Origin of the sequence: Massilia sp. MS-15, from assembly GCF_020176695.1 — a bacterium.
GTDB classification, from domain to species: Bacteria; Pseudomonadota; Gammaproteobacteria; order Burkholderiales; family Burkholderiaceae_D; genus Telluria; species Telluria hydrophila.
On record NZ_JAIWIA010000036.1, the window covers coordinates 139,269 to 160,568 of the forward strand.

General features: G+C 66.4%; 17 protein-coding genes. 14 read left to right on the forward strand and 3 right to left on the reverse strand.

The features are described from left to right. Positions 1-59 precede the first annotated feature (59 nt). Together LCI23_RS15125 and LCI23_RS15130 are read left to right on the forward strand one after the other, a co-directional pair. Positions 60-509, forward strand: coding sequence for a hypothetical protein (locus LCI23_RS15125; RefSeq protein WP_224947274.1), 450 nt, complete (start codon positions 60-62; stop codon positions 507-509). Beyond that, positions 503-1,342, forward strand: a complete 840-nt coding sequence (locus tag LCI23_RS15130; RefSeq protein ID WP_224947275.1) for a phytanoyl-CoA dioxygenase family protein — start codon at positions 503-505, stop codon at positions 1,340-1,342. The genes LCI23_RS15125 and LCI23_RS15130 overlap by 7 nt, the downstream gene beginning before the upstream one ends. A 24-nt stretch (positions 1,343-1,366) precedes the next feature. Here the strand turns inward: LCI23_RS15130 and LCI23_RS15135 are convergent, their stop codons facing one another. Continuing rightward, on the reverse strand, positions 1,367-2,068 hold the full coding sequence (locus LCI23_RS15135; RefSeq protein WP_224947276.1) for an anti-sigma factor domain-containing protein: 702 nt from the start codon (positions 2,066-2,068) through the stop codon (positions 1,367-1,369). Next, positions 2,065-2,658: a sigma-70 family RNA polymerase sigma factor gene (locus LCI23_RS15140; RefSeq protein ID WP_224947277.1), complete on the reverse strand. Its 594-nt coding sequence runs from the start codon at positions 2,656-2,658 to the stop codon at positions 2,065-2,067. Before LCI23_RS15140 ends, LCI23_RS15135 begins: the two co-directional genes overlap by 4 nt. Before the next feature lie 206 nt (positions 2,659-2,864). Here LCI23_RS15140 and LCI23_RS15145 point away from each other — a divergent pair, with 206 nt between their 5' ends. The 11 genes from LCI23_RS15145 (at position 2,865) to LCI23_RS15195 (ending at position 20,082) form a co-directional block, all read left to right on the forward strand. Further along, on the forward strand, positions 2,865-4,358 hold the full coding sequence (locus tag LCI23_RS15145) for a DUF4331 domain-containing protein (protein ID WP_224947278.1): 1,494 nt from the start codon (positions 2,865-2,867) through the stop codon (positions 4,356-4,358). Between the two features lie 12 nt (positions 4,359-4,370). Next, the gene (locus tag LCI23_RS15150; RefSeq protein WP_224947279.1) at positions 4,371-4,643 is read left to right on the forward strand and encodes a hypothetical protein; all 273 of its coding nucleotides are present in this window, start codon (positions 4,371-4,373) and stop codon (positions 4,641-4,643) included. A gap of 64 nt (positions 4,644-4,707) precedes the next feature. Next, on the forward strand, positions 4,708-5,886 hold the full coding sequence (locus LCI23_RS15155; RefSeq protein WP_224947280.1) for a hypothetical protein: 1,179 nt from the start codon (positions 4,708-4,710) through the stop codon (positions 5,884-5,886). Continuing rightward, a complete protein-coding gene (locus LCI23_RS15160) occupies positions 5,883-7,043 on the forward strand; it encodes a HupE/UreJ family protein (RefSeq protein WP_224947281.1) in 1,161 nt (386 codons plus the stop codon). Before LCI23_RS15155 ends, LCI23_RS15160 begins: the two co-directional genes overlap by 4 nt. A 134-nt stretch (positions 7,044-7,177) precedes the next feature. Beyond that, positions 7,178-9,565: a M1 family aminopeptidase gene (locus LCI23_RS15165; protein ID WP_224947282.1), complete on the forward strand. Its 2,388-nt coding sequence runs from the start codon at positions 7,178-7,180 to the stop codon at positions 9,563-9,565. Positions 9,566-9,652: 87 nt separating this feature from the next. Further along, a complete protein-coding gene (locus LCI23_RS15170; RefSeq protein WP_224947283.1) occupies positions 9,653-12,025 on the forward strand; it encodes a M1 family metallopeptidase in 2,373 nt (790 codons plus the stop codon). A gap of 5 nt (positions 12,026-12,030) precedes the next feature. Then, on the forward strand, positions 12,031-12,531 hold the full coding sequence (locus LCI23_RS15175) for a DUF6702 family protein (protein ID WP_224947284.1): 501 nt from the start codon (positions 12,031-12,033) through the stop codon (positions 12,529-12,531). Continuing rightward, positions 12,531-14,591, forward strand: coding sequence for a TonB-dependent receptor (locus LCI23_RS15180; RefSeq protein ID WP_224947285.1), 2,061 nt, complete (start codon positions 12,531-12,533; stop codon positions 14,589-14,591). Before LCI23_RS15175 ends, LCI23_RS15180 begins: the two co-directional genes overlap by 1 nt. A 40-nt stretch (positions 14,592-14,631) precedes the next feature. Then, positions 14,632-15,399, forward strand: coding sequence for a 2OG-Fe dioxygenase family protein (locus tag LCI23_RS15185; RefSeq protein ID WP_224947286.1), 768 nt, complete (start codon positions 14,632-14,634; stop codon positions 15,397-15,399). A gap of 383 nt (positions 15,400-15,782) precedes the next feature. Further along, the gene (locus LCI23_RS15190; protein WP_224947287.1) at positions 15,783-16,946 is read left to right on the forward strand and encodes an efflux RND transporter periplasmic adaptor subunit; all 1,164 of its coding nucleotides are present in this window, start codon (positions 15,783-15,785) and stop codon (positions 16,944-16,946) included. Between the two features lie 13 nt (positions 16,947-16,959). Further along, positions 16,960-20,082: an efflux RND transporter permease subunit gene (locus LCI23_RS15195; RefSeq protein WP_224947288.1), complete on the forward strand. Its 3,123-nt coding sequence runs from the start codon at positions 16,960-16,962 to the stop codon at positions 20,080-20,082. Between the two features lie 100 nt (positions 20,083-20,182). On the opposite strand, the gene LCI23_RS15200 is transcribed toward LCI23_RS15195, so the two are convergent. Beyond that, a complete protein-coding gene (locus LCI23_RS15200; RefSeq protein WP_224947289.1) occupies positions 20,183-20,596 on the reverse strand; it encodes a YqjD family protein in 414 nt (137 codons plus the stop codon). On the opposite strand from LCI23_RS15200, the gene LCI23_RS15205 reads away from it, so the two are divergent. Further along, complete coding sequence (locus LCI23_RS15205) at positions 20,595-21,068, forward strand: hypothetical protein (protein WP_224947290.1); 474 nt, start codon at positions 20,595-20,597, stop codon at positions 21,066-21,068. The two genes, LCI23_RS15200 and LCI23_RS15205, sit on opposite strands and share 2 nt — an antisense overlap. Positions 21,069-21,300 lie beyond the last annotated feature (232 nt).

The following is a 21,300-nucleotide window of genomic DNA, read 5'->3' on the forward strand; positions in this document are numbered from 1 at the left end:
GACCCTGGAGTGTACTCCAGGCTTGAGGATGTGGACTTCATCATCCACGGAGCCCCGCCATGCCCATTTCTTCCTCTGCCAACCGCCGCATCGTGAAAGCCAGCGCGATCTACGACCTGTTCCTGACCGCCTCCTTCGCCACGCCCTGGACCTTCGCCTTCGCCCACGGCCAGATCTCGGCGCTGAATACGGCACTGGGCGGCGCCGCCCTGCCCGCCTTCACGCCCTTCCATGTGCTGTTCGCCTGCCTGATGGGCAGCATCGTGCTGGTCTGGTCGGTGCTGCGCATCCTCGAGCCGACGCAAGGCCTGGGACGCTTCGACGGTACCGGACGCTTCCTGTTTTCGCTGTGGATGGCCTGGTGCCTGGCCGCGACCGACGCGCCCGTGCTGTGGCTGTTCGTCCTGCCGGAATTCGCCTGGGGCGTGGCGCAATGGTGGCCGGTTCATCGACTGAAGGATGGGCAGCGCTACAATGGCGTTTTGTCCCGGACCTCCCCAGCATGCTGACCACCGAACAGCGCGAACATTACGCGCGCGACGGCTTCCTCGTCATCCCCGGTTTCAAAAGCCTCGACCAGGTCGCCGCCCTGCGCCGGCGCGCCGCGGAAATCATCGAGGCTTTCGACCCGAACGAATCACGCGCCATCTTTACCACCAAGGACCAGGAACGTGCCAGCGACGCCTGGTTCCTCGGCTCGGACAACACGGTGCGCTGCTTCTTCGAGGAAGAAGCCTTCGGCCCGGACGGCCAGCTGCGCCAGCCCAAGGCCCTGTCGATCAACAAGATCGGGCATGCGATGCACGACCTCGATCCCGTATTCGAGGCGTTCACGCGTGATCCGAAACTGGCTGCAGTGGCGCGCGATCTCGGCCTGGAGGAGCCGCAGGTCTGGCAATCGATGTACATCTTCAAGCAGCCCGGCATCGGCGGCGAAGTACGCTGGCACCAGGACGCCACCTTCTTCGACAGCGACCCGATCACCGTCACCACCTTCTGGTTCGCGCTGGAAGACGCGACCAGGGACAATGGCTGCCTGTGGGCCGAGCCGGGCGGCCACCGCGGCCCCTTGCGTGAACGCTTCCTGCGCGACGGCGACACCATCAGCATGGAAAAGCTGGACAGCACGCCCTGGCCCGACGACAGTACGGCAGTACCGCTCGAAGCCACGGCCGGCACCCTGGTCTGTTTTCACGGCCTGCTGCCCCACTACAGCGCGCCGAACAGGTCAACGGTCTCGCGCCATGCGTTCACGCTGCACGCCACCGATGCACGTGCAGCCTACTCGCCGCGCAACTGGATCCAGCGCGACGCCGGCTTCCCGGTGCGCGGTTTCGCCTGAGCCTGCAGCTCTGCCGACAGCGCCTTACATCACCCGGACCCACGCACCCTTGTAGAGGATCGGTCCGCTCGGACCCTCGGGATCGGGCGATCCGCCAGTCGGCTCCAGGCTGACTGCCAGCAGCGCGACGTCGGCGCCGAGCGCCGCGCGCGTGAGCGGCAGTGCCAGTACGCGTCCGCCTTCCAGTACGCCCAGCGAGCGCGGCTTGCCCTGCTGTGGTACCGCCCACAGTTGCAGCACCTTGCCCGACGCGAGCGGCCGGGCGTCCAGTATGCGCACGCTCAGGCGCTCGCGTTCGCGGTCGGCCAGCACCACCAGCGCGGTGCGAGCCTGCTCGTCGGTGAGGGTAGCGATATCGCTGACGGCCGGCGCGCGCCTTTCCTGCATGACCGTCACCAGTAGCAACGCGGCCACCATGCTCGAGGCGACGCCCAGGCTGCGCCAATACCCCAGCGCGCCATGACGCCAGAACTGCCAGGCCGGCGCAGGCGCGCGCACGCCCAGCCGGGTCGCGATGGCGCGCCAGACCTGCTTGCGGGGCCTTACCGCCGGCGCGAATTCTGCCATTGCCCCGAGCCGTTCGTTCCACTCGGCGACCGTGCGCCGCAGTGCGGCGTCGTGATGCAGGTAGCCCTCGAAGCCGCGGCGCGCGCGGCCGCGCAAGGTACCCAGCACATAGCCTGCCGCGAGCCTGTCGCGCAGGATCGGCTTGCCACGCAAATTCATGCCGACCTCCCACCGGCGCTCAGGCAGGCCTGGAGCCGCGCCAGGCTGCGCCGGATCCAGGTCTTCACGGTCCCGAGCGGAAGCGCGAGCTTGTGTGCCACCTCGCTGTGCGACAGGTCATGGAAGAAAGCCAGGCCGACAGCATGCCGGTGCTTTTCCTCGAGCGCCGACATGCAGATCGCCAGCGCCTTCGCCTCGCTGCTCAACTCGAGGGCATCGGCCGGATTCGCGGCCGGGTCGCGCAAGGTGGCCAGCACGGCTTCGTCGAAATCGTCGCCCTCGATCTGGATCTCGGCCTGCGTGCGCCGCAACAGGTCGAAGGACTTGTTGCGCACGATGGTCGTCATCCAAGTCATCGGCGCGGAGAGGCTGGCCTGGTAGTCGCCAGCGTGATGCCAGATCGACACGAAGCTCTCCTGCAATGCCTCTTCGGCGAGCTCGCGCCGGCGCAGGATACGCAGCGCCAAGCCGTACAGGCGCGGCGAACTCGCTTCATACAAATTCCTAAAAGCAAGTGCGTCTTTCTGCGCAGCGCCACGTAAATACTGGTTGAGATCTAATGGATCTAGCGAATTTGATGACTGAAGCACGGGACTGCCTTCGCGCCGATGAATATTTTGACGGTTTTGCCAAGCAAGAACTTAGCATGATTACGTATGGACAATGCAAAAAAATTATTTTGAATCCGGTCCGCCATGCCATGCGTATATCCCTGATAGCCATTGCTGCGGCGTTCTTGCGTCTAAGCAGGTTCGCAACCCCTATGGGGAACAATTACTTCAACGAGGAGAATGACATGCAACTTGGAAAGAATGCCCCTTGGGCCGCTGCCGTCCTGTCGGGTGCGGTTTTGACCGCGCTCGCGCTTCCGGCCGCAGCATCGAGCCATCGCGAAGCGCCCTTCTTGACCAATGCGCCAAAAGTCGACGGCACCGACTTCTACATGTTCCGCAGTTATGCGCCTGGACGCGAAGGCTACGTGACCATGATCGCGAACTTCATTCCCTTCCAGGATCCGCAAGGCGGCCCGAATTTCTACCAGTTCGATAACAATGCCCTGTATGAGATCCACGTCGACAACAATGGCGACGCCAAGGAAGACATCTCCTTCCAGTTCCGTTTCAAGAGCACGTCGAAGCGTACCGCCCTGACCGTCGGCGGCAAGCAGGTCCTGATCCCTCTCATCAACTCGAACACCATCACTGGCGTCAATCCAGCTTCGCTCAACGTCCGGGAAACCTACACCATCGACATGGTGAAGGGCGACCGCCGCACTGGTACCCGCACCCGCCTTGCCGCGACGGGCGGCGCCACCGAATTCGACAAGCCGGTCGATCACATCGGCGAGAAGACCTTCGGCGGAAGCGGTGGCTACGAAACCTATGCCAACCAGCATATCTACGATGTCGCCATCCCTGGTTGTGGCACCGGCCGCGTGTTCGTCGGCCAGCGCAAGGAGCCGTTTTATATTGCGGTCGGCAAGATCTTCGACCTGGTCAACCTGAACCCGCTCGGCGCCGAGGTCAACGGCAACAAGAACGACCTGGAAAACAAGAACGTCAGCGCCATCGCGCTCGAACTGCCGATCAGCTGCGTGACCGTGGCCGGCGAGCCGGTGATCGGGGCCTATGCCACCGCCAGCATGCGCCAGGGCCGCCTGATCAACCCGACGCCTGCCAGCGGCATCAACAACGCTGTCAAGGAAGGCGGTGCCTGGGCCCAGGTGTCGCGCCTTGGCATGCCGCTGGTGAACGAAGTCATCGTCGGCATGGACGACAAGGACCGCTTCAACACCTCGAAACCGAAGGATGATGGCCAATTCCTCGCCTACGTCACCAATCCTGTCCTGCCGGCCCTGATCGAGACCTTGTTCCCTTCCGCCAAGGCCCCGACCAACTTCCCGCGCAACGACCTGGTGACGGCCTTCCTCAAAGGTTTGCCGGGTGTCAACCAGCCGAAGAACGTGGTGGCTTCCGAGATGCTGCGCCTGAACACCAGCATCGCACCGACCACCCAGGCGGCGCAGAATCCGATGGGCGTGGCGGCGGGCGACAACGCCGGCTTCCCGAATGGTCGCCGTCCGGCCGACGACATCGTCGACATCGCGCTACGCGTTTCGATGGGTGCGCTGTGCGTGCTGACCGGCGCCAACGATGCGCTCGGCGTAGGCTGCAAGCCGGCCGACGCGCCCGCTGGCGGCCTGGCCCTGACCGATGGGGTGCGCAAGACCGCGGCCTCGTTCAAGCCAGCCTTCCCCTACCTGAATACCCCGTTGCCGGGCAACCAGTAAGAGGAGAACGCGATGACTTCCAGGATCCCCTATTCCCGCACCGGTCCCTTGCTGGTGTCGCTGGCCCTGCTGCTGGCCGCCTGTGGCGGCAGCAATGAGCGCGAGCGCGTAGCCGAGACGCCGCCCACCGGCACCACGCCTCCAGGTACGACGACCGATTCGTTCTTCTCGCTGGTCGCCGCGCGCGTGGCCACGCTGCTCGACAACGATGAACCGGTTGCGATCGACAGTGCTGTCGCGACCACGCCGGAAAACACCGAGCCTGCGCCCCTGCCGGCAAGCTGAACCGGCCTGACCTGACGACGGGACGCAGTGTCCTGTCCCGTCGTCCCCGCAACAGCATGGAGCGATGATGTCCAAGACTTATTCCCTGCTGCTGGCGCTGCTGCTGTCCTGCAGCGCCGGTGCAGCACCTTACATTCCGTCCAGCGGCCAGCAGGTCCTGGAACGCCTCCCGGCGCGCTTCGATCCGGTCCAGCGCGAACTCGGTCAGCTACGGGCCGAGCTGGCGGCAAATCCGTCCGACATCATGCGCGCGTCCGCGCTCGCGCGACGCTGCATCGAACAGGCGCGCCGCGACGGCGATCCACGCTACCTCGGCTATGCCCAGGCGGCGCTGGCCCCCTGGTGGAGGCTGCCGCGCGAGCGCACCCCGGCCGAGGTGCTGGTGTTGCGCGCCACCCTGGCGCAAAGCACCCATGCCTTCGCCGACGCGCTGGCCGACCTCGACGAAGTAGTGCGGCGCGATCCGGGCAATGCCCAGGCCTGGCTGACCCGCGCTACCATCCTGCAGGTGACTGGCGATTACGCCGGTTCCCGCAGCAGTTGCGCGCGCCTGTTCGGACGGGCGCCGGACCTGGTGCTGCAGACCTGCCTGGCCGCCGTCGGCAGCGTCAGCGGCACGGCCCGCACCAGTTACGATGGCTTGGCGCGCACCCTGGCTGCCCGGGCCGATGCGCCCGCCCCGCTGCGCGCCTGGTCTGCCACGCTGCTGGCGGAGATGGCGGAACGGCTCGGCGAATACAGCGCGGCCGAACGCCACTTCGGTAGTGCCCTGCGGGCCGACCCACAGGACAGCTACCTGCTTGCAGCATATGCCGATTTCCTGCTCGAGCGCGGCCGGCCGCGCGAGGTACTGACCCTGCTGAACGGGCATACCCAGGCCGATGCCCTGCTGCTGCGCCAGGCCCTTGCGCTGGCCGCGCTCGGGTCGCCCGACGCTGCGCGCCAGCGCGAGGCCCTGCGGGCGCGCTTCGACGCGGCGCGGCGCCGTGGCGACACGGTGCACCGCCGCGAAGAAGCGCGCTATGCGCTGGCGCTGGCCGGTAATCCGGCCGAGGCCGTTCGCCTCGCCAAGCTCAACTGGGCCGTGCAGAAGGAACCGGCCGACCTGCGCATCCTGGCGCGCGCCGCCGCGGCCAGCGGCGACAGCGACGCCGCTGGCCTGGTGCGCGACTGGCTGCGGCACAGCAAGCTCGAAGACCGCAGCCTTGACGTCGCCGTAGCCCGCCGCGGAGCGGCGTCATGATGGGGCGCCTGTCTACCTTGCTGCTTGCGGCGTTTGCCGCGCTGGCCCTGTCATGGGCGCCGGCCGTCCACGCCCACAAGGCCAGCGACAGCTACCTGAACCTGGCGGTGGAAGGCGAGCGCATCGAAGGCCGCTGGGATATCGCCCTGCGTGACCTCGAGCTGGCCGTTGGCCTGGACACCAACGGCGACGGCGCCCTTACCTGGGATGAGGTACGCGCCCGCCATGGCGCGATCGCGGCCTATGCGCTGGCCCGCCTGAAGTTGTCGGGCGACGCCGGCGACTGCCCGCTGCAGGTCACGCAGCAGCTGGTCGATCACCACACGGACGGCGCCTACACGGTGCTGATGCTGCGCGGCGCCTGCGGCGCTCCGGTGGAATCGCTGGCGATCGGCTACACCTTGCTGGCCGAGCTCGACCCGCAGCACCGCGGATTGCTGGCCCTGCGCCATGGAGCCGCCACCTCGACCGCCATCCTCGGGCCCGACAATGCCCGGCCGCGGCTGCGGCTCGCCGAGCCGGCGCGCTGGCGCCAGCTCATTGAATATATCGGGCAAGGCGTGTGGCACATCTGGATCGGTTTCGACCACATCCTGTTCCTGTTGTCGCTGCTGTTGCCAGCCGTGCTGCTCTACCGCGACAGGCAGTGGATCGGACGCGCGGGCTTCCGTGACGCCGGCCTCGACGTCGTGCGGGTCGTCACCGCCTTCACGCTGGCGCACTCGCTGACGCTCACCCTGGCCGCCCTGGGGATCCTGGCCTTGCCCTCGCGCCTGGTCGAATCGGCGATCGCCGCCTCGGTGATCGTGGCGGCCCTGAACAACCTGCGACCGCTTTACCAGCGTGGCCGGGTGCTGTTCGCCTTTGGCTTCGGCCTGCTGCACGGCTTCGGCTTCGCCAGTGTGCTGGCAGACCTCGGGCTGCCGCAGGGCACGCTGCTGATGTCGCTGGTGGGCTTCAACCTGGGTGTGGAACTGGGGCAGCTGGCCATCGTCGCCGCGTTCCTGCCACTGGCGTGGTGGCTGCGCAATGGCCAGTTCTACCGGCGTGTCGTCATGCTCGGCGGCTCGGCCACCATCGCGCTGGTAGCCGGATTCTGGCTGGTGGAACGTGCCCTGGACGTGAAGCTGGCCCCCTGGACTGGCGTGTTCGCATGACAGCCCGGCAACCAGCCATGCGCGCGCGACACATATGCATCATGTATCAGCTTTTTTACAATTCCAGCAAACAATTGCCGAATGGGTAAAGCTAGAATACTTTTTCCTATTCCAATTAAAATTCCAGGGGAAATATGATACGTCTGCCCATCGGGCTGGCCGCGCTGTGCCTCAGCGCCTCCGTTTTGGCCGCTCCGCCTACCGCCGTGCCTTTCGACGACAAATTCCGTCAGCTCGATGAGCTGCTGCCGACGCCGGGCGCCGTGCGCACCGCCTCGGGTGCCCCGGGCCAGGCCTACTGGCAGCAGCGCGCCGACTACCAGATGCGCGCCACGCTGGACGAGAACAAGCGTTCGCTCACCGGTTCGGGCAGCATCACGTACCACAACAATTCCCCTGACACGCTGAAATACCTCTGGCTGCAGCTGGACGAGAACATCTACAAGCCGGATTCGGCGGCCCGCAAGACCGCCACCCTGCCCTCGCGCGATGCCTGGCAGGCGCGCGGCGGCGATGGCGTGAAGTTCGATGCCATGCGCAACCTGTTCGAGGGGAACAACTTCGAAGGCGGCTTCAACATCCGCAACGTGCGCGACAGTGGCGGCCGTCCGCTGAAGTACACCATCAATGGCACCATGATGCGCATCGACCTGCCGCAGCCGCTGAAATCGGGCGCGAAGGTCTCGTTCAGCCTCGACTGGCACTACAACATCAACGAGCAGAAGATCCTCGGCGGCCGCTCGGGCTACGAGAAGTTCGACGACAAGAACGACCTGTTCGAGATCGCCCTGTGGTTCCCGCGCATGGCGGCCTACTACGACGTGTATGGCTGGCAGCACAAGCAGTTCCTGGGCGCCGGCGAATTCACGCTGGAATTCGGCGACTACGACGTCCAGATCACCGTGCCCTCGGACCACATCGTCGCTTCCACCGGCGAACTGCAGAACCCGGGCCAGGTGCTCACCGCCACCCAGCGCGAACGCCTGCGCCAGGCGCGCACGGCCAAGAAGCCGGTCCTGATCGTGACCCAGGCCGAGGCCGAAGCCGCCGAGAAAGGCCGCGCCACCAGCACCAAGACCTGGCACTTCAAGGCCAGGAACGTGCGCGACTTCGCCTTTGCCTCGAGCCGCAAGTTCATCTGGGACGCGCAGGGCATCAAGTCGGGCCCGAACGAAGTGATGGCCATGTCCTACTACCCGAAAGAGGGTAACCCGCTGTGGGAGCGCTACTCGACCCACGCGATCATCCACACCATCGAACAGTACAGCAAGTACTCCTTCGACTATCCGTACCCGACCGCGATTTCGGTGAACGGCCCGGTGGGCGGCATGGAATACCCGATGATCTCGTTCAACGGGCCACGCCCGGTCAAGGACAAGAAGACGGGCGAACTGACCTACTCGAAGCGCACCAAGTACGGCCTGATCGGCGTGATCATCCACGAGGTGGGCCACAACTACTTCCCGATGATCGTCAACTCCGACGAGCGCCAGTGGACCTGGATGGACGAGGGCATCAACTCCTTCGTGCAGTCGCTGGCCCAGGAAGCCTGGGAAGAAGACTGGGACGAGATGCGCGGCCACCCGCGTTCGATCGTGCCCTACATGCGCACCCAGAATCAGGTGCCGATCATGACCAACTCCGAGTCGCTGCTGCAGTTCGGTAACAACGCCTACGCCAAGCCGGCCGCCGCGCTGAACGTGCTGCGCGAGACCATCCTCGGCCGCGAACTGTTCGACTTCGCCTTCAAGGAATACGCCGAGCGCTGGAAGTTCAAGCGCCCGACCCCGGCCGACTTCTTCCGCACGATGGAAGATGCCTCCGGCACGGACCTCGACTGGTTCTGGCGTGGCTGGTTCTACACCACCGACGCGGTGGACGTGAGCGTGGACGGCATCACCGAATACACGATGAGCAGCAAGGACCCGGAAGTCGAAAAGGCCTGGCAGCGCGCGCGCAAGCAGGAAGAGCCGGTCTCGATCACCGACCAGCGCAACAAGGGCATGGAACGCCGCGTCGACCGCTTCCCGGAACTGAAGGACTTCTACAACGAGCATGACGACTTCACGGTCACCAACAAGGACCGCAACAAGTTCAATGAAACCGTGGCCGGGCTGGAAGACTGGGAAAAGAACCTGCTCAAGGAAGGCAAGCACTTCTACCTGGTCGACTTCAGCAACAAGGGTGGGCTGGTGACGCCGCTGATCGTCGAACTCGAACTCAAGAGCGGCAAGAAAGTCATCGAGCGCATTCCGGCCGAAGTGTGGCGCTATACGCCGAAGAAGGTCACCAAGCTCTTCATCACCGACGAGCCGATCGTCGGCCTGACCCAGGACCCGTACTGGGAAACCGCCGACATCGACGTCAGCAACAACTCCTGGCCGGCCAAGCCGGTGCCGTCGCGCCTGGAGCTGTTCAAGACCAACCGTGACGCGGGCGGCAACCTGATGCGCGACTTCAACACCAAGCTGGCGCCGCCGAAAGCGGCCGGCCAGAAGGACGAGGCGCCGAAGGCCGAGTAAGCCATCTTCGACACCCGGGCGGACCACCGCCCATCACCGGCAGGGCCACGCGCCCTGCCGTTTCTTTATCGACGACGACCGATCAGCATGACACTCAAACCACTGCAGGCCGCCCTGGCTGTCCTTTTCCTGGCTGGCAGCGCGCACGCCGCGCCCGCCTTCGACGACAAGTTCCGCCAGCTCGACGAGCTGCTGCCGACCCCGAACGAGACCCGCACCGCTTCCGGCGCGCCGGGCCACCGCTACTGGCAGCAGCGCGCCGACTACCGCCTGCGCGCCAGCCTCGATGAGGTCAAGCGCGTCATCACGGGATCGGGCAGCGTCACCTACACCAACAATTCCCCGGACACCCTGAACTACCTGTGGGTGCAGCTGGACCAGAACATGTTCCGCGCCGATTCGGACAACCGCCGCATGTCGACCTTGCCCTCGCGCGAGGCCTGGCAGGCGCGTGGCGGCGACGGCGTCAAGTTCGACAGCCTGAAGGCCACCCTCTCGCAGCATCGCTTTGAAGGCGGCATCCAGGTCACGGGCGTGACGGGCAGCGATGGCCGCGCGCTGCGTCACACGGTCAACAAGACCATGATGCGGATCGACCTGCCGCAGCCCCTGAAACCCGGCGCGCGCACCACGTTCAACCTGGCCTGGACCTTCAACGTCCCCGAAGCGAACGTGGTCGGCCGCCGCACCGGCTTCGAAAAATTCGACGATGGCAACGACATCTACCTGTCGGCCCAGTGGTTCCCGCGCATGGCGGCCTACTACGACGTCAAGGGCTGGCAGCACAAGCAGTACATGGGCGACGGCGAATTCACGCTGGAGTTCGGCGACTACGACGTGCAGCTGACCGTCCCGGCCGACCACATCGTCGCCTCCACCGGCGAGCTGCAGAACGCGAATGCGGTCCTGAGCGCGGTCCAGCGCGAGCGCCTGCAGCAGGCCCGGACCGCCAAAAAGCCCGTCATCATCGTCACCCAGGCGGAAGCGGAAGCCGCCGAAAAAGGCCGTTCGAAAACCACCAAGACCTGGCACTTCAAGGCCAGGGACGTGCGCGACTTCGCTTTTGCCTCGAGCCGCAAGTTCATCTGGGACGCCCAGGCCATCAAGAGCGGCGACAAGGACGTGCTGGCCATGTCCTATTACCCGAAGGAAGGCAACCCGCTGTGGGAGCGCTACTCGACGGCCGCCGTGATCCACACCATCGAGCAGTACAACAAGTATTCCTTCGACTACCCCTACCCGACCGCGATCTCGGTGAACGGCTCGATCGGCGGCATGGAATACCCGATGATCTCGTTCAACGCCGGGCGCCCGGTGAAGGACAAGAAGACCGGCGAGATCACCTATTCGAAGGGCACCAAGTATGGCCTGATCAGCGTGATCATCCACGAGGTCGGCCACAACTACTTCCCGATGATCGTCAACTCGGACGAGCGCCAGTGGACCTGGATGGACGAGGGCCTGAACAGCTTCCTGCAGTTCCTGGCCGAGGAAGCCTGGGAAGACAACTACCCGTCGCGCCGCGGCGAGGCGCGCAACATCGTCGACTACATGCGCAGCACCAACCAGGTGCCGGTGATGACCAATGCCGAGTCGACCCTCCAGCGCGGCAACAACGCCTACGCCAAGCCGGCCACCGCCCTGAACATCCTGCGCGAGACCATCCTCGGCCGCGAACTGTTCGACTTCGCCTTCAAGGAATACGCCGAGCGCTGGAAGTTCAAGCGTCCGACCCCGGCCGACTTCTTCCGCACGATGGAAGACGCCTCCGGCACGGATCTCGACTGGTTCTGGCGCGGCTGGTTCTACACCACCGACGCGGTGGACGTGAGCGTGGACGGCATCACCGAGTACACGATGAGCAGCAAGGACCCGGAAGTCGAGAAGGCCTGGCAGCGCGCGCGCAAGCAGGAAGAAGCGATGTCGATCATCGACCAGCGCAACAAGGGCATGCAGCGCCGCGTGGACCGTTATCCGGAGCTGAAGGATTTCTACAACGAGCACGACGACTTCACGGTCACCAACAAGGACCGCAACAAGTTCAACGAACTGGTCGCCGGCCTGGAAGACTGGGAAAAGAACCTGCTCAAGGAAGGCAAGCACTTCTACCTGGTCGACTTCAGCAACAGGGGCGGCCTGGTCACGCCCTTGATCGTCGAACTCGAACTGAAGAGCGGCAAGAAAGTCATCGAGCGCATTCCGGCCGAGGTGTGGCGCTATACGCCGAAGAAGATCACCAAGCTCTTCATCACCGACGAGCCGGTCGTCGGCCTGACGCAGGACCCGTACTGGGAAACCGCCGACATCGACGTCAGCAACAATGCCTGGCCGGCCAAGCCGGTGCCGTCGCGCCTCGAGCTGTTCAAGACCAACCGTGACGCGGGCGAGAACCTGATGCGCGACTTCAACACCAAGCTGGCGCCGCCGAAAGCGCCGGCCGCCGCCACGAAGGCCGAGTGATGCTCATGATGCGTCTGAAAACCCTGTTCGCCGCCGCGCTGCTGTGCTTGAGCGCGGCGGCGGGCGCGCACCGCTTCCACATGGGGATCACCGAGCTCGCGTTCAACGAACGCACCCGCAGCACGGAAATCGTCCACACCTACATGGCGCACGACATCGAAGCGCTCCTGATGAACACCTACGGGCGCCAGTTCGACCTGACCGATCCGGAAGACCAGGCCGTGCTGCGCAAGTACGTCGAGGGACGCTTCTGGCTCAAGGGCCCGGACGGGGCGCGCCTGCCGGTGCGCTGGGTCGGCATGACGACCGATTCGCAAAGCGTCGTGATCTACCAGGAGCTGGAGAACACGCCGCTGTCGAAGACCGCCGCGATCCACCAGGGCGTGCTGGTCGACTTCCTGCCGGACCAGGTCAACACCGTCAACCTCAACAACGCGGGCGCGATCCGCTCGCTGACGTTCACCCAGGCCGCTGTCGAACAGCCGGCGCAACAAGACACACCCTGATGCCGCTTCGTTCCACCCGCACCCCCATCGCCTGCGCGGTCTGCGCGCTGTTCGTCCACCTGCCGGCCCTGGCCGACGATTTCGTCCTGCAACGCGTACTGGTCGAAGGCTCGCGCAGCAGCCAGATCGGCATGACCGACTCGGCCAGCTCCGGCAGCGTCGGCAGCAAGGACCTGGCCAACCGCACCGTCTACCGCCCCGGCGAACTGCTGGAAGCGACACCCGGCCTGATCGCCAGCCAGCATAGCGGCGAAGGCAAGGCCAACCAGTTCTACCTGCGCGGCTTCAACCTGGACCACGGCACCGACCTCGCCACCTGGGTCGACGGCATGCCGGTCAACCAGCGCAGCCATGCGCATGGCCAGGGCTGGACCGACCTGAACTTCCTGATCCCGGAGATCGTCACCCGCCTCGACTACCGCAAGGGTCCTTACTCGGCCACGGACGGCGATTTCTCTTCGGCCGGCAAGGCTTCGCTCGCCTACGCCAACCGGCTGGTGGCGCCGCTCGCTACCGTCACGCTGGGCCAGGACCGGTACGCGCGCAGCGTGCTGGCCGGCTCGCCGGAACTGGCCGGTGGCCACCTGCTGTACGCGCTGGAACTGATGAAGAACGACGGCCCCTGGACGCGCCCCGATGGCTACCGCAAGATCAACGCCGTGTTGCGCTACAGCCGCGGCTACGCCAACAATGGCTGGACCGTGACCGCCATGCACTTCCGCGGCCACTGGAATGCCACCGACCAGATCCCGCTGCGCGCGCTGGCAAGCGGCCAGCTCGGACGCTTCGACGCCCTCGACACCAGCGACGGCGGCCAGGCGGAGCGCAGCAGCGTGTCGGGCAGCTGGCGCCGCACCACCCAGGACACGGCGAGCAGCCTGAGCGCCTACCTGATCCGCAACCAGCTCGACCTGTACTCGAACTTCACCTACTTCCTGAACGATCCGGTCAACGGCGACCAGTTCGCCCAGCCGGACCGGCGCGTGACGGCGGGCGTGGACGGCAGCCATACCTGGCACGCCTACAAGAGCGCGGACGGCGCCATGGCCTCGGACATGACGGTCGGCTTCCAGCTCCAGAACGACAACATCTTCAACGGTCTGTACGACACGCGCGCGCGCCGGCGCCTGGCGACCACGCGCGAAGACCACATTGTCGAAGGCAGCGCTGCCGTCTACCTGGAAAACGCCACCATGTGGAGCCCGGCCCTGCGCACGGTGGTGGGCGTGCGCGCCAATGGCTACCGCTTCGATGTCGACAGCGACCGCGCGGAGAATACCGGCCGCGCGCGCGATTCTCTGCTGACGCCTTCGCTGAGCGTGGCCTATGGCCCATGGCAGCACACCGAGCTGTACTTCAATGTTGGCCACGGCTTCCACAGCAACGATGCGCGCGGCACCGTGGCGGGGATCGATCCGAAGTCCGGCGATGCGGTCGAGCGCACCCCGGGCCTGGTGCGCTCGCGTGGCCTGGAGCTGGGCCTGCGCACGGTGGCGATCCCGAAGACGGAAACCACGGTATCGGTCTACCGCCTCGACTTCGATTCGGAGCTGACCTATATCGGCGACGCCGGCAACACGGAAGCGGGCGATCCGAGCCGGCGCTACGGCGTCGAGCTGTCGAACAGCGTGCGCGCCAACAAATGGCTGACGCTGAACTTCGACGCGGCTTACGCGCGCGCCCGTTCGCGCGGCGGCGAAGCCGGTGGCCAGCGCATCCCCGGCGCGGTCGAAGGCGTGGCCCAGGCCGGACTGACGGTGGAGCGCATGGGCCCTTGGTCGGGCGCACTGCGCCTGCGCTATTTTGGCCCGCGACCGCTCATCGAGGACAATAGCGTGCGCTCGCGCGCCAGCCTGACGCTCAACGGCCGCATCGGCTACCGGATCGGCAAGGACATGCGCATCGAACTGGAAGGCTTCAACCTGGCCAACCGGCGCGATTCGGCGATCGACTACCACTACGCATCGCGCCTGGCGAACGAGGCGCAGGCCGTCGAAGACATCCACTTCCACCCGATCGAGCCACGCTCCTTCCGCCTCAGCTTCAGCAAGAACTGGTAGGGCCCGGGCCGGGGGCGTGGAAAAATGCTACGCTAGCCGGATGACGACACCTGAACTTCCCTATACCGATCCCTCGCAGCTGGCGCAGACCATACGCAGCGAGGGCTATGCCCTGCTGCCTCCCGCCGACCTGGCCCGCCTGGCCAGCTGCACGCTCGACGAGCTGCGGTCGCTGGCACCGAGCTGGGACCGGCTCGAGCTCGACAACTACCTGAAGGACGGCGGCCGCTACCGGCGACGCCGCCATTCCTGCTTCATCCACGAAAGCGACGAGGGCGGCGACGCCCTGGTGCAGGTGCCGCACCGGCCGCACTGGCAGCCGGTCGAGTACAACGCCCTGCACGGCGGCATGCAGCGCCTGTTCGCGCCGGTCGAGCCGCAGACGGCTGCCAATCCGGCCTGGGCACGCCTGCTGCGCGCGCTGGGCGACGTCTGCTCGCACGTGCGCGGGCGCCATACCTGGTACGTGGAAGCGCACCAGTTCCGCATCGACACCGCCGACGGCATCGGTCGCCCGACGCCGGAAGGCGCGCACCGCGACGGCGTCGATTTCGTGGCCGTGATCCTGGTCGGGCGCCACGACATCAAGGGCGGCGAGACCCGCGTGTTCGAGGCCGACGGCCCGGCCGGCAAGCGCTTCACGATGGAGGAGCCGTGGACCCTGCTATTGCTCGACGATGCCGCCGTCATCCACGAATCGACGCCGATCCAGCCGCTCGGCGAACACGGCTACCGCGACACGCTGGTGCTGACCTGGCGCGCGGGCGCCTTCCAGGGCGCGGACGTCGCGTGGACCCTGGCTCCCTGAACGGGCGGGCGCGTTTCCCCAAAAAAAGCGCCCGCGCAGCTTGCGGCTGGCGGGCGATAATCCAATTTTCGGAGAAAACTGGAGGAGACGCACCCAATATAGCGCGATTTTTTGTGCGCTGCAACAGCGCGTGCCCGCGTACCTGTTCAAACCCGGTATTGCAGCCCGCTCGCCTGTTCACCTTCCAACAATCACCGCGTGGGCGGGGGACCCGACCACCCTACGCATAGCGATCAGGTGCTGCCTCGGCAGGGATTGCTGCACTGCGCAATCGCCATTGTATTTTCCAGGCGAGCGAGACCGTGCCCAGGCGAACGCATGAATCGTGCATGCATTGCATCTTTGCTACACTTAACAGCTTGATCCGCAGCTCAACGACGACCATGCCTACCCTGCGCCGCCTCCCCCTGACGATTCCCCTTCCACTGGCCGCCGCCGCCGGCGCGACGCTCTGCTTCGCCATCGCCCTGGCGCTGCCCACGCGCGCCACCGCGAAGGACGAGAAGGCGGCCGCGCCGACCCCGGCGCTGACCGTCTCCACCGGCCAGCCTTCGACCACCACCCTGCCGCTTGGCCTGGGCGCCAACGGCAGCGTGGCCGCCTGGCAGGAAGCCGTCATCGGCAGCGAATCGAACGGCCTGCGCCTGAGCGAAGTGCGGGTGAACGTGGGCGATGTCGTCAAGAAGGGACAAACCCTGGCCGTATTCGCCAGCGAGACCGTGCGCGCCGATGTCGAACAGGCCAGGGCGGCACTGGCCGAGGCACAGGCCAACCTGGGCGCGGCCCGTGCCGATGCCGGCCGCGCGCGTGCGCTGCGCAGTTCCGGCGCGCTGAGCGAGCAGCAGGTCACCCAGCTCCTGACCGCCGAGCGCACCGCCCAGGCACGCGTCAGTTCGGCCCAGGCCACCCTGTCCCAGCAGCAGCTGCGGCTGCGCCAGGCCACCGTGGTGGCGCCGGACAGCGGCATCATTTCGGCGCGCAGCGCCACCGTCGGCGCGGTCGCCGGACCCGGCACCGAGCTGTTTCGCATGATCCGCCAGGGCCGCCTGGAGTGGCGCGCCGAAGTCACCTCGAACGACCTGGGACGCATCAAGCCGGGCATGCGCGCGACCGTGCGCGCCGCCAGCGGGGGCGAAATCACCGGCAAGGTGCGCACGGTGGCGCCGACCGTCGACCCGCAGACGCGCCTGGCCCTGGTCTACGTCGACCTGCCGCCCTCGCTGTCGGCCAACGCCCCGCTCAAGGCCGGCATGTTCGCCAGCGGCCGCTTCGACCTGGGCGCGACCAACGCCCTCACCGTGCCGCAGGGGGCGATCGCCGTGCGCGACGGCTTCAGCTACGTGTTCCGCCTCAACCGCGACAGCCGCGTGAGCCAGCTAAAGGTCACAACCGGCCGCCGCCTCGGCGACCGGGTCGAGATCACGGGCGGGCTGGCGGCCGGCACCCCGATCGTGGTCAGCGGCGCGGGTTTCCTGAACGATGGGGATCTCGTGCGCAATGTCCCGGCGCCGGCACCGGCGGCCGCGCCGCGCCAGGCGGCGCGCTGAGCGGAGAGCCTTCATGAACTTTTCCGCCCTGTCGATCCGCAACCCGATCCCGGCGATCATGCTGTTCGTCCTGCTGACCTTTGCGGGGCTGCTGGCCTTCAATGCCAACAAGGTCCAGGATTTCCCGGACATCGAACTGCCTTTTGTCACCGTCTCGGCCACGCTGGAAGGCGCGGCACCCGCCCAGCTCGAAACCGAGGTGGCGCGCAAGATCGAGGATTCGGTCGCGACCCTGCAAGGAGTCAAGAACATCTATACCAACGTGCTCGACGGGGTGGCCACCATCACCGTCGAGTTCGTCCTCGAGAAGAACCTGGGGGAAGCCGTCGACGAGGTGCGCGACGCCGTCGCGCGGGTGCGCGCCGATCTGCCGCCGGAGCTGCGCGACCCGACCGTGACCAAGGCCGCCACTGCCGGCCGCGTGGTGACGACCTTCATCGCGATGCCGGCCCCGGGTGCGGGCAGCGCCATGGATGACCAGGAGCTGAGCTGGTTCGTCGACAACGACGTCGCCAAGCGCCTGCTGAGCGTGCCGGGCGTTGGTGCGGTCAAGCGCGTGGGCGGCGTGACCCGCGAGGTCCGGGTCGAACTCGACGACCAGCGCATGGCCGCCCTGCAGGTGTCGGCGCTGGATGTGTCGCGCCAGCTGCGCCAGGTGCAGCGCGAAGCGGCCGGCGGACGCGGCGACGTCGGCGGGGCCGAACAATCGGTGCGCACCATCGCCACCGTGCAGTCGGCGCAGGAACTGGCGCAGTTGGACATCCCGCTGCCGGACGGACGCCACGTCAAGCTGGAGCAGGTGGCCACCGTCAGCGACACCGTGTCCGAACCGCGCGCGATCGCCGAGTACGACGGGCGCAAGGTGGTCGGCTTCGAGGTGTTCCGCACCCGCGGCGCGGGCGAGGTGGATGTGGCCGAAGGCGCGCGCGCCGCGGTCGCCGAACTGCAGAAGGAACACCCGAACGTGGTCCTGCGCCAGGTGGTCGACAACTCGGCGCCGGTCGAGGAAAACTTCGACGCCTCGATGGAGATGCTGTACGAAGGCGCGGTGCTGGCGGTGCTGGTGGTGTGGTGGTTCCTGCGCGACTGGCGCGCGACCCTGGTCGCCGCCGCCGCGCTGCCGCTGTCGGTGATTCCGGCCTTTCTCGGCATGTACCTGTTCGGGTATACGCTGAACATGGTGACGCTGCTGTCGCTGGCGCTGGTGATCGGGGTGCTGGTGGACGACGCCATCGTCGAGATCGAGAACATCTCGCGCCACCTGCGCATGGGGAAGACCCCGATGGAGGCGGCGCTGGAGGCTGCCGACGAGATCGGGATGGCGGTGATCGCCACCACCTTCGCCCTGGTCGCGGTGTTCCTGCCCACCGCCTTCATGGGCGGCATCGCAGGCAAGTTCTTCAAGCAGTTCGGCTGGACCGCGGTGATCGCCATCCTGGCATCGCTGGTGGTGGCGCGCCTCCTGACGCCGATGATGGCGGCCTACCTGCTCAAGCCGGCCAAGCAGCATGGCGAGGAAAAGGACGGTCCGCTGATGCGCCGCTACATGCGCGCAATGCAATGGTGCCTGCGCCACCGCCTAGTGACGGCGATTGCTTCTGCCCTGTTTTTCGTGGCGTCGATTTCGCTGGTGCCGCTGCTGCCGACCGGCTTCGTACCCCCGGGCGACCGCTCGCAGACCCAGGTCACGGTCGAATTGCCACCGGGCTCCACGCTGGCCGAGACACATGCGGTGGCCGAACAGGCGCGCCTGGCGGCGATGGGTGTGCCTGAAGTGCGGCATGTATTCAGCTCGATCGGCGGTGGTTCCAGCGGCGACGCCTTTGCACCGGGCGCCGCGGCCGAGGCGCGGCGCGCCGTGCTGACCGTGTCTACCGTCGAACGCGGCGAACGCGACGCAGGCATTTCCGATATCGAGCGCAGGCTGCGCGCGAAGATGGCGCAGATTCCTGGCGCCCGCTTCAACGTCGGCGCCAACGATACCGGCACCAAGATGCAGCTGGTGCTGCGCAGCGAGGATCCGCAAGCCCTGGTGGCGACCGCGCGCCAGGCCGAGCGCGAACTGCGCACGCTGCAGAACATCGGCAACGTCAGTTCCAGTGCCTCGCTGGTGCGCCCGGAGATCATCGTGCGCCCCGACTTCGCGCGCGCGGCTGACCTGGGCGTGACCGCCGCCGCGATCGGCGAGACGGTGCGCGTGGCCACCGCCGGCGATTACGATATCTCGCTGGCCAAGATGAACCTGGCCGAGCGCCAGGTGCCGATCCGCGTCAAGCTCCCGGATACCGTACGGGCCGACCTCGACGCCATCGGCCGGCTCACGGTGCCGGGCGCACGCGGCCCGGTCATGCTGGCCAACGTCGCCACCATCACGATGGAAAGCGGCCCAGCCCAGATCGACCGTCTCAACCGCAGCCGCCAGGTGACGCTCGACGTCGAGCTGCAGGGACGCTCGCTGGGCGAAGTGAACGACGAGGCGCGCGCCCTGCCCGTCTTCAAGAACCTGCCGCCAAACGTAGCGATCGCGGAACTGGGCGACGCCCAGGAGATGCAGACCCTGTTCGCCAGCTTCGGCATCGCGATGACCATCGGCGTGCTGTGCATCTACGGCGTGCTGGTGCTACTGTTCAACGACTTCATGCAGCCGGTGACCATCCTGGCCGCGCTGCCGCTGTCGATCGGCGGCGCCTTCGTGGCCCTGCTGCTGACCCATAACGCGCTGTCGATGCCGACCATGATCGGCCTGATCATGCTGATGGGGATCGTGACCAAGAACTCGATCCTGCTGGTGGACTACGCCATCCTGGCGCGCCAGGCCGGCATGAACCGCTTCGACGCCCTGGTCGACGCCTGCCACAAGCGCTCGCGCCCGATCGTGATGACCACCATCGCCATGGGCGCCGGCATGATGCCGCTAGCGCTCGGCCTGTCGGGCGACCCGGCCTTCCGTTCGCCGATGGCGATCGCCGTGATCGGCGGACTGATCACCTCGACGCTGCTGAGCCTGCTGGTGGTGCCGGCCGTGTTCACCTATGTGGACGACTTCGAGCACTTCATGAAACGCCAGGCGGGACGCCTGCGCCGCAAGCGTCCTCAGGCAGCGGTCAAGACGCCGGCTTCCGACCCCATCAAGTAAGCGGCCGACACAGCGCAGGCGGCGAATAGGCCGCCGTGCGCATGAAAAAAACCCGGCCGGACCGAAGTCCGCCGGGTTGTTGCTGGCTGCCGCAGCTGGATCAGTCGCGGTAGTAGCGATACTCGCGGCGCTCCGAGCTGCTCGAGCCACCCAGCAGCTTGGCCAGCAGGAAGCCGACGCCCGCCGCGACCAGCAGGGCGGTGCCCGGGTTGGTCTTGACGTACTCGGTGCTCTTGGCCGAGTAGTTCTGGTAGGTTTCGCCCAGCTGGCCCTTGCGCTGGCCCAGGCTTTCCGATGCGCCGCTCAGCATGCCGCTGAGGCGGTCGACACCGGCGTGCGCGGTGCTGACGATGCGGTCGACCAGTGGCTGCGCGCCCTGCGCGAGCTGGTCGATCTTCTCGTGCGCCTTGTCCGGTGACATGTTGGCCATGGCGCCCTTCATGCCGCCACCCGAGGACATCGACTGGCCGCCGCCCGACGAGGACGAGTCCGACTGCGCGCTGGCGCCGCCCATGCTGCCGCTGCTGCTGGCGGTCGTGCCGGAGCTGCTGCCGGTGCTGCTGCCGCTCATGCCGCTGCTGCCCATGCCGCTGCTGCTGCTGCCGCTCGAGCCGAGTGCACTGTTGCCGCTGCTGCCGGTCGAGCCGCTCAGGCTGCCGCTGCTGCCGGCGCCGCTCGATGCCGACGAGCCGCTTTGCTTGTTCGTGCTGCTGCCCAGGTTGCCCGAGCTTTGTGCGCCGCTCTGCATGCTGCCGGAGTTGCTGGAGTTGCTGGTGCCGCCGACGGCACCGGTGCTGCTGGCAGTAGCCGGCTTGGCGCTGCTTGGCGAGGCGTTGGCGCTGCCGAGGCTGCTGCTCGACGAGCTGCTCTGGCTACTGCCCGAAGCACCGCTGCCCTGGCTCATGCCGGAATTCTGGCTCTTGCCGATGCTCGAACCCGCGCCCTCGCGGCTTGCGTCGCTGCCTTTTCCCTCGGTAGATTTCTGATTATCCATGATGTATCCCTCGTAAAAATGTAGACCAACGCGATTAGACCGTTACCCGACTATCACCACATTCTTCCTCGAATCCGCTCTGCACGGCGCGAGGAGACGAGAGTTGCCTGCGCTATCTCAAGATTAAATTTTGTTTCTTGCCAGGATCACATTCGCAATGATGTGACCCATAGCCAGCACAAAAAGTTCACTGTAGCGCGGGCCTTGTGTCGTCGCTGCGTGAG